At 46.6% G+C, this 14,590-nt stretch carries 14 protein-coding genes; 7 read left to right on the top strand and 7 right to left on the bottom strand.

All coding sequences use genetic code 11. The annotated features are described in order from the left end of the window. Positions 1-70: 70 nt before the first annotated feature. The 5 genes from B5X72_RS05565 to B5X72_RS05545 all read right to left on the bottom strand — a co-directional run bounded on the left by B5X72_RS05565 (position 71) and on the right by B5X72_RS05545 (position 7,872). Positions 71-337 carry a transposase gene (locus tag B5X72_RS05565; RefSeq protein ID WP_079715825.1) on the bottom strand — a complete coding sequence of 89 codons (267 nt, stop codon included), beginning with the start codon at positions 335-337 and terminating at the stop codon, positions 71-73. 185 nt (positions 338-522) lie between these two features. Continuing rightward, complete coding sequence (locus B5X72_RS05560) at positions 523-3,882, bottom strand: TonB-dependent receptor (protein ID WP_079715824.1); 3,360 nt, start codon at positions 3,880-3,882, stop codon at positions 523-525. A gap of 279 nt (positions 3,883-4,161) precedes the next feature. Then, positions 4,162-4,797 carry an MgtC/SapB family protein gene (locus B5X72_RS05555; RefSeq protein WP_176146109.1) on the bottom strand — a complete coding sequence of 212 codons (636 nt, stop codon included), beginning with the start codon at positions 4,795-4,797 and terminating at the stop codon, positions 4,162-4,164. A 31-nt stretch (positions 4,798-4,828) separates the two neighbouring features. Further along, a complete protein-coding gene (locus B5X72_RS05550; protein ID WP_079716033.1) occupies positions 4,829-7,204 on the bottom strand; it encodes an endonuclease MutS2 in 2,376 nt (791 codons plus the stop codon). Positions 7,205-7,206: 2 nt separating this feature from the next. Next, positions 7,207-7,872, bottom strand: a complete 666-nt coding sequence (locus tag B5X72_RS05545) for a DUF4296 domain-containing protein (RefSeq protein ID WP_079715822.1) — start codon at positions 7,870-7,872, stop codon at positions 7,207-7,209. 169 nt (positions 7,873-8,041) lie between these two features. Here B5X72_RS05545 and B5X72_RS05540 point away from each other — a divergent pair, with 169 nt between their 5' ends. The 5 genes from B5X72_RS05540 to B5X72_RS05520 are packed head-to-tail and all read left to right on the top strand — an operon-like array spanning position 8,042 to position 11,920. After that, a complete protein-coding gene (locus tag B5X72_RS05540) occupies positions 8,042-8,707 on the top strand; it encodes a YggS family pyridoxal phosphate-dependent enzyme (protein WP_079715821.1) in 666 nt (221 codons plus the stop codon). Between the two features lie 27 nt (positions 8,708-8,734). Then, positions 8,735-9,217 (top strand): GNAT family N-acetyltransferase, encoded by a 483-nt coding sequence (locus B5X72_RS05535; protein ID WP_079716032.1) that lies wholly within the window; start codon positions 8,735-8,737, stop codon positions 9,215-9,217. Continuing rightward, a complete protein-coding gene (locus B5X72_RS05530; protein WP_176146108.1) occupies positions 9,204-10,004 on the top strand; it encodes a DUF3298 and DUF4163 domain-containing protein in 801 nt (266 codons plus the stop codon). The genes B5X72_RS05535 and B5X72_RS05530 overlap by 14 nt, the downstream gene beginning before the upstream one ends. Positions 10,005-10,010: 6 nt before the next feature. Continuing rightward, on the top strand, positions 10,011-11,279 hold the full coding sequence (locus B5X72_RS05525; RefSeq protein ID WP_079715819.1) for an aspartate kinase: 1,269 nt from the start codon (positions 10,011-10,013) through the stop codon (positions 11,277-11,279). Positions 11,280-11,296: 17 nt separating this feature from the next. Continuing rightward, positions 11,297-11,920, top strand: coding sequence for a TlpA family protein disulfide reductase (locus B5X72_RS05520; protein ID WP_233632583.1), 624 nt, complete (start codon positions 11,297-11,299; stop codon positions 11,918-11,920). Here B5X72_RS05520 and B5X72_RS05515 read toward each other — a convergent pair. Together B5X72_RS05515 and B5X72_RS05510 are read right to left on the bottom strand one after the other, a co-directional pair. Next, positions 11,917-12,774 carry a universal stress protein gene (locus B5X72_RS05515; RefSeq protein WP_079715817.1) on the bottom strand — a complete coding sequence of 286 codons (858 nt, stop codon included), beginning with the start codon at positions 12,772-12,774 and terminating at the stop codon, positions 11,917-11,919. The two genes, B5X72_RS05520 and B5X72_RS05515, sit on opposite strands and share 4 nt — an antisense overlap. A gap of 84 nt (positions 12,775-12,858) precedes the next feature. Continuing rightward, positions 12,859-13,038 (bottom strand): hypothetical protein, encoded by a 180-nt coding sequence (locus tag B5X72_RS05510; RefSeq protein ID WP_079715816.1) that lies wholly within the window; start codon positions 13,036-13,038, stop codon positions 12,859-12,861. Between the two features lie 85 nt (positions 13,039-13,123). Here B5X72_RS05510 and gap point away from each other — a divergent pair, with 85 nt between their 5' ends. Further along, entirely contained in the window at positions 13,124-14,128 is a 1,005-nt protein-coding gene (gap, locus tag B5X72_RS05505) for a type I glyceraldehyde-3-phosphate dehydrogenase (RefSeq protein WP_079715815.1), read from the top strand. Continuing rightward, on the top strand, positions 14,121-14,558 hold the full coding sequence (locus tag B5X72_RS05500; protein WP_079715814.1) for a GNAT family N-acetyltransferase: 438 nt from the start codon (positions 14,121-14,123) through the stop codon (positions 14,556-14,558). The genes gap and B5X72_RS05500 overlap by 8 nt, the downstream gene beginning before the upstream one ends. Positions 14,559-14,590 lie beyond the last annotated feature (32 nt).

Below are 14,590 nucleotides of genomic sequence, written 5' to 3'. Positions count from 1 at the left end.
TTTTTCTAATTCAGTGATCGTTTTGCAAGATTGAAAGAGGTGTTTTGTGTTCGGGGTAAGCTATAGGTTGTTAGCAATAAGGCGAAGGAGCTTTTAGGAAGCTCTTTTTTCTCAGGCTGTGTGCCAATGACAGTAGTCCCATTCCAACATTGACCTTATCCAATCCCCTTAGCATGAAGCGCTTGAAGTTGTGGTTGTGTTTGATGTTGCCGAAGACCGGCTCGACATCGTGGCATCGCTGCTTCCGCTTTTTGACGCCCCGTTTGCTTTTCAGCTTTTTCTCGGCCCGTTGTTTCAGGCGGTTCAGGTTGTGGTTGACCTGTATGATCCGATTCACCTTTTGCTAGTGGCATTGGCCTAATCGGAAAACCCTCACAGCTGCTTACCTGGACGCGAATCTGCGCAGAGGTTATAACACTTGCCGAAAACATTCGTTTGTCATCGTCTGCCCAAATGGTCAAAAGATAAGCGGCCCAATTTAGTTTGGACCGCTTATCACATTATTAATTTACGATAAATCTATTAGAAGGTATAACGTAAACCGAGCTGAGCACTCCACGTAGTTCCGAATGTGCTGGCATCACGGAAAGGAGAAGTCGGCAATACAGCTTCATCTCGCCCCCTTTCTTGGTTGAACTCGACAATGTAGTTCATCCGCAGGCTTGGAACACCTGATTCGTCGGTCGCAGATGCTCTTGTCAACAGGTTCTGCATATTGTTATTAAACATTTTCTGAATACCCCAATCCCTATTCAGCAAGTTACCTACGTTTACAATGTCGGCGGTGAACTGAATCTTATTTTGTTGTCCACCTACATTGTTAAATAGGTCTTGCGTCCAGCGCAAATCGAATCGATTGAGCCAAGGAATAAGAAATGCGTTCCTGGGCAAGTAATCGCCACGGTATTTATTTAGGCCGTTTTCAGCAGCATAGGCATCAAAGGCAGCACGTTGGTCGGCAACACTAAACTCATATGCGACACCATTAATAGTAACCGAGTATGCGGAGAATGGAATATCAGCGGTATTCTGTGGTAGATAAATCAAATCAGCGTTTACACCATCGTTATTAATGTCGGCATTGTATGTGTAAGAGAACCTGCCCTGATGCGAACCATTGTAATAAAGCCCAATGGTAGTGTTTTGGAATCTATAGTTCAAATTTGCAATCACCCGATGAGGTACAGCGAAATTGGAGGCATACAAGAATTGATCATTGGGGCTATTGATGTTCGGGCTGCCACTCCAAGCCGAACTTGCGCTCGATCCGGCATTCGCAGACACTTCTTTAGCTGCTGAATACGTATAGAAAACTGATCCGGACAAGTTGTGGAAATTAGCTATAGAAGCACCAATAGTACCACTAAATGCGTGTCCTTTTACGTCTGTATTCGTCAATACTGTTGCATTATTTCCCCCCATCACCGGATTATAAGCCGTGCTTTGACCCGGCTGGAAAAATTCACGATTATCCCCCGGATTTCCACCGTAGTTCATGGTATTTCCTGAGGCTACGCGGTTTGCTCCCAATTGAAATACGGCGTTGATGTCACGAGTGTATAACGCGTCTGCGATTAACGTAACAGGGGAATTCGGGATCTTGTAGTCAACACCCAAGCTACTACGCCACACCATCGGCATTTTAAAATCACGATCTACCAATGCAAAAGAGCCAGGTGCCCCTCCTGATGGCGTAGTAATGAAGACACCCTCTGCACCACGGGGAGGGTTCTTCACATAATAATAAGGATCCTGAGGCTGGAAAGTAACATTTCCAATCCATGAAGCAACATCATCATAACTTCCAGGTTCAATCGTATTTTGCAAGACACCCGCATTGGTAGGCATATTGGTCAACCAAACGAAAGGAACCCGTCCAGAAAAGAAGCCGCTCCCTCCACGTAAAATAAATGAGCGGTCACCTAATACATCAAAGTTAAAACCCAGCCTTGGTGATATCAACACCCTTGATCTTGGCCATGAACCTGAGTCGTAATGTGTGGGATTACCGTCTTTATCCAGTAACTCTATTGCATTAATTGCCGGATTTGGTGTCAGATCATTTAAATATAGCGGTAACTCAGCACGTACGCCCAATGTCAACGCCAATCGATCGGTAACAGTAACCCTGTCTTGCAGGTACAATGATGCGAGACCGAAATTGATTCGCGCGTAAGTGTCCTGCCCTTCATAAGGATAAGTCAATGAAAACATAATAGGAGCTACCTCATTAGGCGTTCCCGTAGTAAGGAAATCTTCCACCGATGCATAGCGATAATAAGAAGTTCCAGACCGGGTATAACTGTTTCCAAATTTCTGTATTTCGAAAGCGGCGCCACCGGTAAACGTATGTCTACCAGCGACGTAGGTCAGATTATTGATAAATGAATAATTATCATTGACCACATCGTTGTTAAAAGAGAATAATTCTGTGCCAAAACTCATGTAATTACCGTTACCATCCGCTCTACCCCCATCCCAAATATCAACGAATGGAAACAGTCTATCCCCAGGAGTAGTACGCAGATCCTGGATCCGGGTATAAGTAGCTAAAAACTGATTAGACCACCGCGAGTTAAAATTGCTATTTAATTCTGCACTTACCGAACGAACAGTATTTTCGAATCCGTAATTTCCATTCTCAAAGGTGATGGAATTCTGACTCACCCGGTTAAACGAACTCCGCGGATACGGACCCGAGTTGCCGTTGGCCTGCTGATCATTAACCCCTACGACCTGATTGTAACGAACAGACAGTTTATGAATATCACTGATATTATAATCTATCCGGGCCAGAATTTTCGTCGCACCTTGACTGGCCTCATCGGCATATCCTTCATAACGCCCCGGGTCATAATTCCATACATTTATCAAGTGATTCCGAACAGCGACTAAATCATCCCGTCTGGTTCGAGCGATATATTGATCTGGGTTGGCGACACCATCTGAAGATGCTTTCCAAAGGTTGGCGCCCGAAGCATTCGCACCTGTCGCTTCCTCGCGCTCCACATTTACAAAGAAAAACAGCTTATCTTTTATAATCGGCCCACCTAAGCGAAAGCCATAATTACGTTTTGCGCCATCCTCCGCCTCTAACAGGTTATCTTTTATTTTTCTACCTGTAAGGTAATCGTTGTTAAAAAAACCATATACCGAACCATGGAAAGTGTTTGTACCACTCCGAGTTACCGCATTAATACCTGCCCCAGTAAAGCCGCTTTGTGTAACGTCAAACGGAGCAATATTAACTTGAATCTCCTCGATAGCATCCAATGAGATGGGTTGGGAATTTCCACCAGGTAATGGGTTTGAACTGAGTCCGAAACCATTATTGAAATTGGCTCCATCGATTTGCAAATTGTTATAGCGAGCATCACGCCCCGCAAATGAATTTCCTGAAGCCTGTGGAGTCAACCTTGTAAACTCCGTAACACTCCGACTTATCTGAGGTAAATTTTCAATTTGCTGCGTACTAACATTGGTACCAGCTCCAGTTTTATTCACATTAATCGCTCCAGACGCCGTAATTACTACTTCATCGAGCGTAGTGCTCGCATCAGACAGTATCGCATTCAACACGTAAGGCTGTCCCAATTGCAGGAAAATATCTTCGTAAATCTCCGGTGATTGCCCCACGTACGTCACTTCAACCCGATATGGTCCTCCTACCCGCATGTTTGCGAGGTTGAAACGGCCGCTTTCCGTTGAGGTACCCGTGTAAACCGTACCACTTGGCACGTGGGTTGCTTTTACAGTGGCACCAGCCGTTGGCTGACCGCCGACTTGGGACACCGAACCTGTCATACTACTGGTTGTTACTTGTGCATGCACAAAGGAAATAACAATCAGCATTAAGGACGTCATAAGTAAAGACTTCTTCATGTGATTTGTTTTTGGGTAAACAACTAATTGCTTTATTTTTAAGCAAAAGTAAAAAGTCTATCTTAATTTTAGCACATAATCATGTTAACAAAACATTAACATAACATACAAAAATATCCATGTTAACAATAAAGTAGAATAAAAACAGGAAAAATCGTTCAGAATACGTGAGTTTTGGCTAATTCACATAAAAAAATAGGACGAGGTCCGCTTGTTAAGATTAAAACTCTGACAAAAAGAGCAAATTTTGCCACCATTTTTAGCCGCCGCGCTTAGCTGTTATGAATTATAATAAAATTCCTCCACATAACTGAGATTCATCATCTCATTGTTAAATTGCTGTAAGGTCTTCCGGTCGGCCGTGAGTTCAAACACTACGGACAACCTGCGCGCCCGCTTGCTGACCGTTTTACGTACATATTTAATACGATGCTTGTCCATTTGTCGTTTTAATTCTTCCAGGTTGTTGACGTCCATGTCTTGAAAGACGATAAACAGGGTACGGGTTAGAAACAGCCGTTCCATGGCCCCTTCCACTTTATTGAAAACCGAGAGCACGACAACCGTGATGACCGACAGCGAGAGTGAAAGCCCATAATATCCAATTCCGGCCGCCATACCAATACCCGCTACCATCCAAATTACCGCTGCTGTCGTCAGCCCCATAACGGAAAATTTGTCTTTAAAGATTACCCCGGCGCCGATAAAGCCAATACCGGTAATGATGTTTGCTGCAATCCTGTCGTCGCTACCCACACCATAGCGCGATGCAATGGTAAAAGCTGTCGCCCCCAGGCAAATCAATACAATGGTACGAAAACCCGCGGACTTGTTTTTGTATTCCCGCTCCAGTCCAACCAAACTGCCGGAAAGTACGGAAACTCCAATAGCAACCAAATCGTTATTTTCAGGCAAAAATTCCATTTTGTGTTCGGTGAACCCGCTGTTAGACTAAATACGCATATGTAATTCCTTCACCTCCCCTATCCGGGTGTTCGTCCTCCATCCTCGTCACTTCGCCGTACTTGCGTAAATACTCCCGGATAAACTTGCGCAAAATCCCGTCGCCCTTACCATGCACGATTTTCAAGCTCGGGAAGCCCATCATTACCGCTTTATCTAAAAATTTTTCAATTTCGTATAGTGCTGCTTCCGTGCGCATGCCACGCACATCGACCTCAGGCCGGAAACTGGCCACGTCATCGGCAATCCTGGTTTGATGGGGCTGGCGCGAGCGTGTCGGTTCATCCTTCTTGGCTATACGGATGACATTTGACCGCTTCTGTACGGTGCGCAATTCGCCCATGGCCAGTACCACGTTATTTTTAGCTATACTGATCACCTGTGCTTCATTGTCCGTGCCCAATATCTTCACCCAATCACCTACCTTGATAGCAACCGCTTCGACGGGATTTTGTTTGGCTTTAGGCTGTATGTTAGCCCTTTCAGTATGTTTGTGCAATTCTGCATCCAGTTGTTGGCGCAACGCCTTGGTTTTCGTTTTCTCCGCTTGGCTCTCCCTGATGCCTGATATTGTATTTTCGACCAGCTTATTGGCATTCCGGATAATGTCGCGCGCTTCTTCCCGTGCTTTGCTAATAATTGTCTTCTTGTTTTCTTCCAGATATGCCTGCAATTGCTCGTTCTCCGCCTTTAACCTGCTGAGTTGTTTTTCTTTTTGGGCAATAGCAATTTTCGCTTCATAGACTTCCTTTTTGTCGCGTTCTAAATCAACCAATAGTGTATCCACACGTTTTTGTTGGTCGCCTATTTTTTGCCTCGCAGCCTGCAAAATGGTTTCGCCCAATCCAATTTTCTGGGCGATTTCGAAGGCGTAAGAACTGCCGGGTTTGCCTGTTTGCAGAATGTACAGTGGTCGCATTGCTACATTGTCAAAAAGCATGGACGCATTTTCGATTCCTTCCGTATTACTGGCGAAAACCTTTAGGTTGGAATAATGGGTGGTCACTACCCCCCTTACTTTCTTCCGATTGAGCACTTCCAGTACGGCCTCCGCAATAGGTCCGCCGAAAAGCGGATCGGTGCCCGTGCCAAACTCATCGATGAGTACCAATGTTTTTGCATCAGCGTGTTCGGAGAAATATTTCATCTTTGACAGGTGAGCACTATACGTGCTAAGATCGCTTTCAATGGATTGATCATCCCCAATATCTGCAAACAGTTGCTTGAATATACCTACTTTGGAAGTGGCATCTGCGGGAATGAGTAACCCCGACTGAACCATCAACTGCAATAGTCCGATGGTTTTCATACATACGGACTTCCCGCCCGCATTCGGCCCCGACACGACAATGATGCGCTGCCGATCGTCTATATGTACATTGAGCGGCACGACCGATTGCTGGCTTTCGCGTAGCGTCAACAACAGCAGGGGGTGCCGCGCAGCAACAAGGGAAATAGAAGCATCTTTACCCAATTCGGGCATATGCCCATCGATATCAATGGCAAACAGTGCTTTGGCTCGCACAAAATCGACCTTGCTCAACAGGTTGTGATAGGCGATCAGTAGCGGCACGTGAGGCCGCAATTCATCCGTTAGCTCGGTTAATATACGAACAATCTCGCGCCGCTTGTCAAATTCAAGATCTCGCACCTTATTGTTCAGATGAAATACTTCTTCAGGCTCAATGTAAGCCGTTTGGCCAGTGGCTGACTCATCGTGTATCCAGCCCTTTATTTTGCGTTTGCTCTCGGCGAGGATGGGAATGCATAACCGGCCATCGCGAACAGTCAAATTGCCGTCTGCCGTCCATCCATTTTGCTGTGCAGTCCGGAATACCTGGTCGATGCGCTTCCGGGCCTCCTGTTCGGCCTTTGTAATGCCTGAAATAATTTCAGCGAGTATGGGCGAGGCATTAGGCTTGACCCTGCCTTTTGCGTCAATGACCTGCTCAATCGCTGACACGATGTTCTTCTCAATGGGCAAGTGTTCAAACAACGCTTCCAGATTGGGATACTGGCCACTTCGCTCATTGAAATACCGGATAACGGCAAAAACGGTCTTGAGAGAAAGCAATATCGCAAAAAACTCGTCTTCTGCCAAGAACGTACCGACAATCCTTGCTTTCTCTGCCAATGGTCGTATGGGATAGAGGTGATCCACAGGAAGTGGTGCGTCATTAATAAGCAGCTCTTTAAACTCATGAGCCTGTCTTAGAAACTTATCAACCTGATCAAATCGCGTTTGTGGCGATATCTTATTGACCATCTCCATCCCCGGTTCACTCAGGCATTTTGCTTTGATTAAAGCCTTTATATCGGCAAAACCAAGCTTCTCGATCGCATTATCTGGGTAAATCATGCTCATTTTATCTTTTCAATTGGCCGCAATACGGGCGAGGCCTCTGTTGATTTTGCCTGGGGCTGGGGAGGCCTTGGAGATTCGCCGCGTGGCATGACCTTATTTTGACCTTCAATGGCCATCTGGGACAAACCAATCGACTCCAATAGTCTATCGTGGAGCATTTCGTGAGTGATCGGATGGGGTGCTCCATAAATACTGTCCGGAGCGTGAAGGAAAAGCAGAAAGCGCTTGCGTTTAAAATCCAGTGAGTCTAAGGCTATTCGTTTCAAGCTATCCAATCGCCTGACATTAATGATTGAATCTGCCCGCCGCTGCAGGTTGTACTTTTCTTCCACCGCCTTCTGTTCAGCAAGGTTAAGTGCTTCCAATCTTTTTTCTACCGTTATATAAAGCTCATTCATTATACGCGGCCGCGTCGAATAATATTCAACACTCCGTCTAAACACGGCTGAATCGATTCCCCACCGGTCGAAAATCGCTTGGTAATAGGAGTCGCGATAGGCACGCGCTGAATCAATTGGCATGGCCATCAACTGCCCATCCGCCAAATGTACATCCAACAGTACATCGGGCATCCTTTTAGACGGAATGATTCCATCCGGGATTTTCTCCCCGCAGGAGATGCACAAAAACAAAATCGTAATTCCGGTAAGCAGCCGTTGCATTCTTTTTATTCTATCCCCTTCAACCTCCCTTTTGGTGGAAACCCACGGGTTTTGTAGTTTTGTGCAAACTTAGACAAATTGCCAATGAAAAGCAATTTGCCAATCACCCGTCAACCATTGAGGGAAAACGTTAAAGATAGCTAACAAAAACAAAAATAAAGCCGGATTCATGGATATCGCTGACCAGATAAAAACGATTCAAGAAGAACTCAAACGGTTAGATGTGGCACTCGTCGCCGTTTCAAAAACCAAAACACCTGAAGAAATATTGACAGCCTACCATGCGGGGCAACGGGCTTTCGGCGAAAACATGGTACAAGAGCTCGTTGCAAAATATGATGTGCTGCCCAAAGATATTGAGTGGCATCTTATTGGCCATCTACAAAGCAACAAGGTGAAATATGTAGCGCCTTTCATTACCTTGATTCACTCCGTAGACAGCCTGAAGCTTTTGAAGGAGATAAACAAGCAGGCTCAAAAATATAACCGTACCATTGGCTGTCTCTTGCAGGTACATATCGCAACGGAAGACACTAAATTTGGGCTTGACCACGTAGAGCTCATCGAGTTATTGCGATCGACGGAATTTGCGCAATTAACGCATATACGGATTAAAGGGTTGATGGGCATCGCTACAAATACGCCCAATCAGAAGGAAATCAAAGAAGAATTCCATGAGCTAAAGTCTTTGTTTGACGGCATAAAGGTAAGCTTTTTTAAAGACGACGCGCACTTTGATACCCTTTCGATGGGCATGTCGGCTGACTACAAACTTGCAATTGAGCAAGGCAGCACCATGGTGCGGTTAGGAAGTACAATCTTCGGTAACCGGTGATGAATGGCAGGGAAGCAGGCAAATAAAATGAACATCACGATACGCAAAGCCAACGCTGCTGACTGCCCGCAGATGCTGGAGCTCATCAAGGAGCTGGCAGCTTACGAAAACGCTCCGGACGAGGTGACCGTAAGTATGGAGGAATTTATCGATGCCGGCTTTGGTGACGTGCCCGTATGGGAAGCGTTTGTAGCCGATGTGGCGGGGCAATTGGTGGGCATGTCGCTTTTCTATGTCCGTTATTCTACCTGGAAAGGCCGCCGACTTTATCTTGAAGACATCATCGTCACGGCGCAGATGCGTGGCAAGGGTATCGGCGGGTTATTGTTTGATGCGACCAGAGAACTATGCCGCGCACGGCAATATTGCGGTATGGTATGGCAAGTACTAGAATGGAATGAACCCGCCATCAATTTCTATAAAAAATATGGTGCGTCTTTTGATGGAGAATGGGTCAATGTGTCACTGGAAGTAAACAATAATAATGGCAAAATCAATGAAGCTACGTAACTTATATCTACTCAGCACAGTGCTGTTGAGTGCATGCCAGAACCATACGGATACGAAGGGAACGACAGCCAATAGTGCCGCTTCCGACACGCTGGAATACGAATACGAACACTACATAAAATACAGTTCGAACCTGGTCAAGACCAGTGAAACAACGGATACAACGTATTTCACCGTGTCCTATCCCAGGTTTCAGGACTCCGTCGTCAACCGCTTCGTCCTGGCAGCGGTCTTAGGGAGCGACACGGCCACCGTAGAGGGGGCTGCTCAAACGTTCATCAGTGAATTTGACGATTTTCATGCCTCCGATCCCTTCCCCCGGGTATGGACTTCCGAATCGCATGCCAAAGTGTACCGGATCACACCGTCGTACTTAGAACTGATAATCAATGCTTCTAGTTATACAGGTGGTGCCCACGGCAATTATGCTACCGTCTTTGTTCATTATGACCTCACAGACCGCTCATTTCTGGGATTGGATGATGTTGTGGCCAAAACTTTCCAAAACGAATTGGCCGCGGTAGCCGAACGTTATTTCAGAAAACAGGAAAACCTGGACGTCAACCAATCGCTTGAAGACCGGTATTTTTTTGATCAAGGACGCTTCAGGCTGCCCGATAACTTTGCCTTAGAGCGGGACAGCATGCTGTTTCTCTACAATATCTATGAGATTAAGCCTTACGTGGATGGTCAAACGGAATTGCGCGTCCCCTATCGTGAAATCGAACGCCTTCTCACCAACCGGGCGAAGCGTATCATCGCTGAATTAAACATGCAAAATCATTAACCTTAAATGCAAGTATTCAAATTTGGAGGCGCATCTGTCAAAGACGCCGAAGGCGTAGTAAACTTGGGCCGCATCGTCGCCGCTTATCAACCGAGCAAGCTGCTTATTGTCGTCTCCGCCATGGGTAAGACCACGAACCTGCTGGAGCAACTAACCTTAAGTTATTTCAACAAACAAGACGATACACTCGGCCTGTTGGAACAATCGAAGCAATATCATGCTTCGATTGTGCGGGCCTTGTTTACCGACACCAGTCATCCGGTCTACAATGAGGTCTCCAATCGTTTTGTGGAGATCGAATGGATATTGGAAGAAGCACCGGCGGATCCATATGATTACCTTTATGACCAGATCGTGTCGGTAGGCGAGCTTGTTTCTACCACCATCGTCAGCCACTATTTAAATCACATCGGGATAGCAAACAAATGGCTGGATGCCCGTGACTACATCGCTACAGACAACACGCATCGCGAAGGGAAAGTAGACTGGCACGTCACCAGAGAACGCGTCCAACGGGACCTTCCACAGTTGCTTGAAAACCAGCTTGCTGTTACGCAAGGTTTTATCGGCTCAACTTCGGAAAACTTCACGACCACGTTGGGACGGGAAGGGTCGGATTATTCAGCGGCCATTTTTGCAGCGAGTCTCGAGGCCGAAAGTGTAACGATCTGGAAAGATGTACCAGGTGTACTAAACGCAGATCCCAAATGGTTCGACGAAACGCAGTTAATCCCCGAGCTTTCTTATCTGGACGCCATTGAATTGACTTATTACGGAGCCACCGTTATCCATCCAAAGACCATCAAGCCGTTACAAAACAAGAATATACCACTTTATGTCAAGTCGTTCATAGACATTGAAAACGGAGGCACACAGATATGTGGGACTGACGGCCCGCTGCCCGTACCATCATTTATTTTTAAGGTCAACCAGGTGTTGATTTCCATACTTCCGAAGGACTTTTCATTCATTGTTGAAGACAATTTGAGCGATATCTTCAGCCGCTTCCATCAACACAAAATCAAAGTCAACATGATGCACAACAGTGCCGTGAATTTCTCGGTAAGTGTGGATGACACGGGAGACAATGTCAACATGCTGTTGCATGATCTCAAAGCCCGATATGAAGTACAATGCCAGAACGGATTGGAACTGATTACCATTCGCCACTATAACCAAGAAACGATAGATCGGGTACTGGTCAACAAAGCGATTATCATGGAACTGAAAGACCGGTACACTTGTCAGCTTTTGGTTCGCAAACTGGACGGATAATCCTTACCTTTGCTGCTATGACTACGACGAAGAATACCATGATGACATTAACTGGAACACTGTTATTGCTGGCTATGCTTTCATGCGGAAACAGCACCAAGCCGATTGAAGCGCAAACAGAAGATACCCAAGCTGCCGCCTCCGCTGCGGCACATGCAACCGACGTCAATCCGGTATCGGCCGCCCCGCAACCGGCTACACCATCCGCTTCGCCCCAGCCCGCACAGACCATTCCCGACTTTACGTTTTATATGCTCCGTAGCGGCATCCGCTTCACTAAGCAAGATCTCGCCAAGAAGGGGAATATCGTCTTTATCCTGTTCGATCCAACCTGTGGCCACTGCCAGCATGAAGCAAAGCATATTGGCGAACGTTATGATCAAGTGAAAGATGCAAATTTTTACTTTGTATCCATGAACGATCCGGCCTTGATGGCGTCCTTTCTGGAAACCCATGCAAAACCCTTGGTGGGAAAGGCCAATGTAGAATTGTTATATGACCGCAACGCAGATTTCATCAACAAATTCCATATTCCGTCACAGTACCCGGCCGTATATATATACGGAAATAACGGCCAGCTGAAAGACCATTGGGACGGTGAGCGCGATATTGACAAAGTGATTGCCGCTATCCGGAATTAAGCGTCGGTTCTTTCCTTCCTGCTGGCAAGGGTCAAGGGAATGGAAAGCAGCGCTATCGACAAACCAGATGCCATAATGCGTGTCTTGCTCCGGTGGATAAGCGAGCCCCAGAAACCGTATTTATTTGGCAACATAATGAGTAGGTCGGCATTGATATTAATCAATTCGTTTTGTATGGCTTTGATTACCGCATTGGACGCTACATCCTTATAATAATACGTCACGCCTTCCAACCCTTCCCCGAAGGCAGCTATTGTTTGATCGTCGATACCTTCGTCCTGAATCCTCCGGATTTGATTATTCACGTGGAAAATCTCCACCGATGCCTTCATGCCCAAAGCCAACGTTTTGACCTCCTGTAAGATCACCTGATGGACTCCCTGCAGGTTGTCGCAGGCAAACAGGATCCGATCGACACCCTTAAATTTTGCCCCGTATGGAACAGCCAATACCGGAAACTTAAACTGATGAATCAGTGCCGTCGTCGTGTTTCCAAGCAAATCCTGCTCCAACGACTTTGCCGCCATTCCCATGACCAGTAAGCTGGCATCATAGGTGGCAAAGAGGTGCTCAATTTCCTCGCCCATGTCACCCATCACGCTAAGGTAACTCAATACTGGAATAGCATAGGCATCGCTCAATGCTGCAGCGCGGCTGGCCAACCGTTCCTTGGTGCGGTTAGCGGATTGATCAAAAGCTTGCGGAGAAAGCCGCGCATTGGAGACGTGGATAGATGGTACGTATAGATTGAAAAGTACAATTTTGCCCCCTATTTGTTGGATTAATGCTGCTGCATAGTCCACGGCATTCTCGGCTTCCTTAGAAAAGTCAGTAGCTACGATAATGGTTTTCATGTATCAAAATGGAATTTCGGTAAAGGTAATTCCATTTGATATAAAAACGAACGTCCAATGTCATTCCATTGTTAATTTCCAACGCTATGTTTTGGAGTTGTGCTTAATTGGGGGTTGTTCGCTGTATTTCCTGGTTGTCGCTGGATTCGCCAAATCAGCTTCATCCTTGTCATAGCGTTTGTCTTCTGATCGTTTGACGACCTGTTTATCCTTTTTGAGATTCTGCTTTGAATCGCTCGGCTTTAGTTCTTCATGCTTTCCCATATGTCAGGAAAACAGCCGGAAGTAACGATTTGTTTTAGGGAATGATTGCTTATTGTGTAACTTTGGCAGCTCGTATATGCATAACATGACAACTATCGCCATCAATGGGTTTGGCCGTATCGGTCGAAATACGCTCCGGAACATTTTACTTAGAAAGGCAAGCAACCTGCATATCGCTGCCATCAACGACTTGGCCGATACCCAAACGCTCGCTCATCTTTTTAAATACGATTCCGTTCACGGGCCGTACGGGGGATCGGTGGATGCAACGTCCAATCAATTGCTGATTGACGGGCATACCATCCACGTTTTTAACGAACCTGTGCCGGCAAATCTTCCCTGGAAATCGCTTGGCATCGATGTTGTGATAGAGTCTACCGGTAAATTCGTGACCCGGGAAAAGGCTTCCCGGCACCTTGACGCCGGAGCAACACAAGTGATCATTACTGCGCCTTCGCCCGATAAGGAAGTGCCGACGGTAGTATTGGGGGTCAATGATACAGCTATCAGCCTGCGTACCCCTATCCTATCCAATGCGTCCTGTACAACCAATAATGTTGCACCGTTGGTAAAAGTACTGGACGAAAACTGGGGCATATTAGACGGTTACATCACGACGGTACACAGCATGACGAGCGACCAAAACCTGCATGACGCCCCACATCGGGATTTACGGAGGGCGCGTGCAGCGACTGCCTCTATCATACCGACTACTACCGGCGCTGCCAAAGCCATCACCAGCGTATTTCCGCACCTGGAAGGCAAGCTCGGCGGTGCTGGCATACGCGTACCGGTTTTAAATGGCTCATTGACAGATTTCACCTGTACTTTGAGACGCCAACCGAAGGTCGATGAAATCAATGCCGCGTTCAGACAGGCAGCCAACGCAGAATTGAACGGGATACTACAATACACCACCGATCCAATTGTATCCATAGACATTCTCAATAGCCCATATTCGTGTGTCTTTGACGCACAATTGACATCTGTAGTAGGCGGATTGGTCAAGGTAGTTGGCTGGTATGACAATGAATACGGTTATTCCAATCGCTTGGTCGACCTGTTGTTAAAAATAACTAACCATGATTAGATTCATCAATGCGCAGGAAACGCTCTCTTTGCGAAGTGCTGTACTGCGGGTTGGTGCACCGCTATCCGACTGTCATTTTCAAGGCGACAATCTCGAAACCACGTTCCACATGGGATATCTGTCAGGTGATGGCGACACGGTATGCATCCTGACCTGCCAGCTCGAAGCGCTGGAAGGCCACCCAGGAACCGGCTACCGGCTACGTGGTATGGCTACCCATCCCGACTGGCGAGGCAAGGGGATTGGAACCGAACTATTGAATGCGGCGATCAACCATTTGGCAACCGGTTTGATGGCTGATTACCTCTGGTGCAACGCGCGCCGGGTCGCTTATGATTTTTACCGGCAGTTGGGCTTTACGACACTATCGGCAGAATTTGAGATACCCGGTATCGGTCCGCACAGCGTGATGCACCTGGCCTTGAACTAAAAAAGGGAAGCCTGCCGGCCTCCCTCTTTCCT

Source organism: Parapedobacter luteus, assembly GCF_900168055.1.
GTDB classification, from domain to species: Bacteria; Bacteroidota; Bacteroidia; order Sphingobacteriales; family Sphingobacteriaceae; genus Parapedobacter; species Parapedobacter luteus.
The sequence above is the reverse complement of the archived record's forward strand: the minus strand, read 5'-3'. Positions and strand labels throughout refer to the sequence as shown.

Coding starts and splice junctions, on each gene's coding strand:
- B5X72_RS05560 (WP_079715824.1), bottom strand. CDS start 3,882: ATGAAGAAGTCTTTACTTATGACGTCCTTAATGCTGATTGTTATTTCC.
- B5X72_RS05550 (WP_079716033.1), bottom strand. CDS start 7,204: ATGATTTACCCAGATAATGCGATCGAGAAGCTTGGTTTTGCCGATATA.
- B5X72_RS05545 (WP_079715822.1), bottom strand. CDS start 7,872: ATGCAACGGCTGCTTACCGGAATTACGATTTTGTTTTTGTGCATCTCC.
- B5X72_RS05540 (WP_079715821.1), top strand. CDS start 8,042: ATGGATATCGCTGACCAGATAAAAACGATTCAAGAAGAACTCAAACGG.
- B5X72_RS05535 (WP_079716032.1), top strand. CDS start 8,735: ATGAACATCACGATACGCAAAGCCAACGCTGCTGACTGCCCGCAGATG.
- B5X72_RS05530 (WP_176146108.1), top strand. CDS start 9,204: ATGAAGCTACGTAACTTATATCTACTCAGCACAGTGCTGTTGAGTGCA.
- B5X72_RS05525 (WP_079715819.1), top strand. CDS start 10,011: ATGCAAGTATTCAAATTTGGAGGCGCATCTGTCAAAGACGCCGAAGGC.
- B5X72_RS05520 (WP_233632583.1), top strand. CDS start 11,297: ATGACTACGACGAAGAATACCATGATGACATTAACTGGAACACTGTTA.
- B5X72_RS05515 (WP_079715817.1), bottom strand. CDS start 12,774: ATGAAAACCATTATCGTAGCTACTGACTTTTCTAAGGAAGCCGAGAAT.
- B5X72_RS05510 (WP_079715816.1), bottom strand. CDS start 13,038: ATGGGAAAGCATGAAGAACTAAAGCCGAGCGATTCAAAGCAGAATCTC.
- gap (WP_079715815.1), top strand. CDS start 13,124: ATGACAACTATCGCCATCAATGGGTTTGGCCGTATCGGTCGAAATACG.
- B5X72_RS05500 (WP_079715814.1), top strand. CDS start 14,121: ATGATTAGATTCATCAATGCGCAGGAAACGCTCTCTTTGCGAAGTGCT.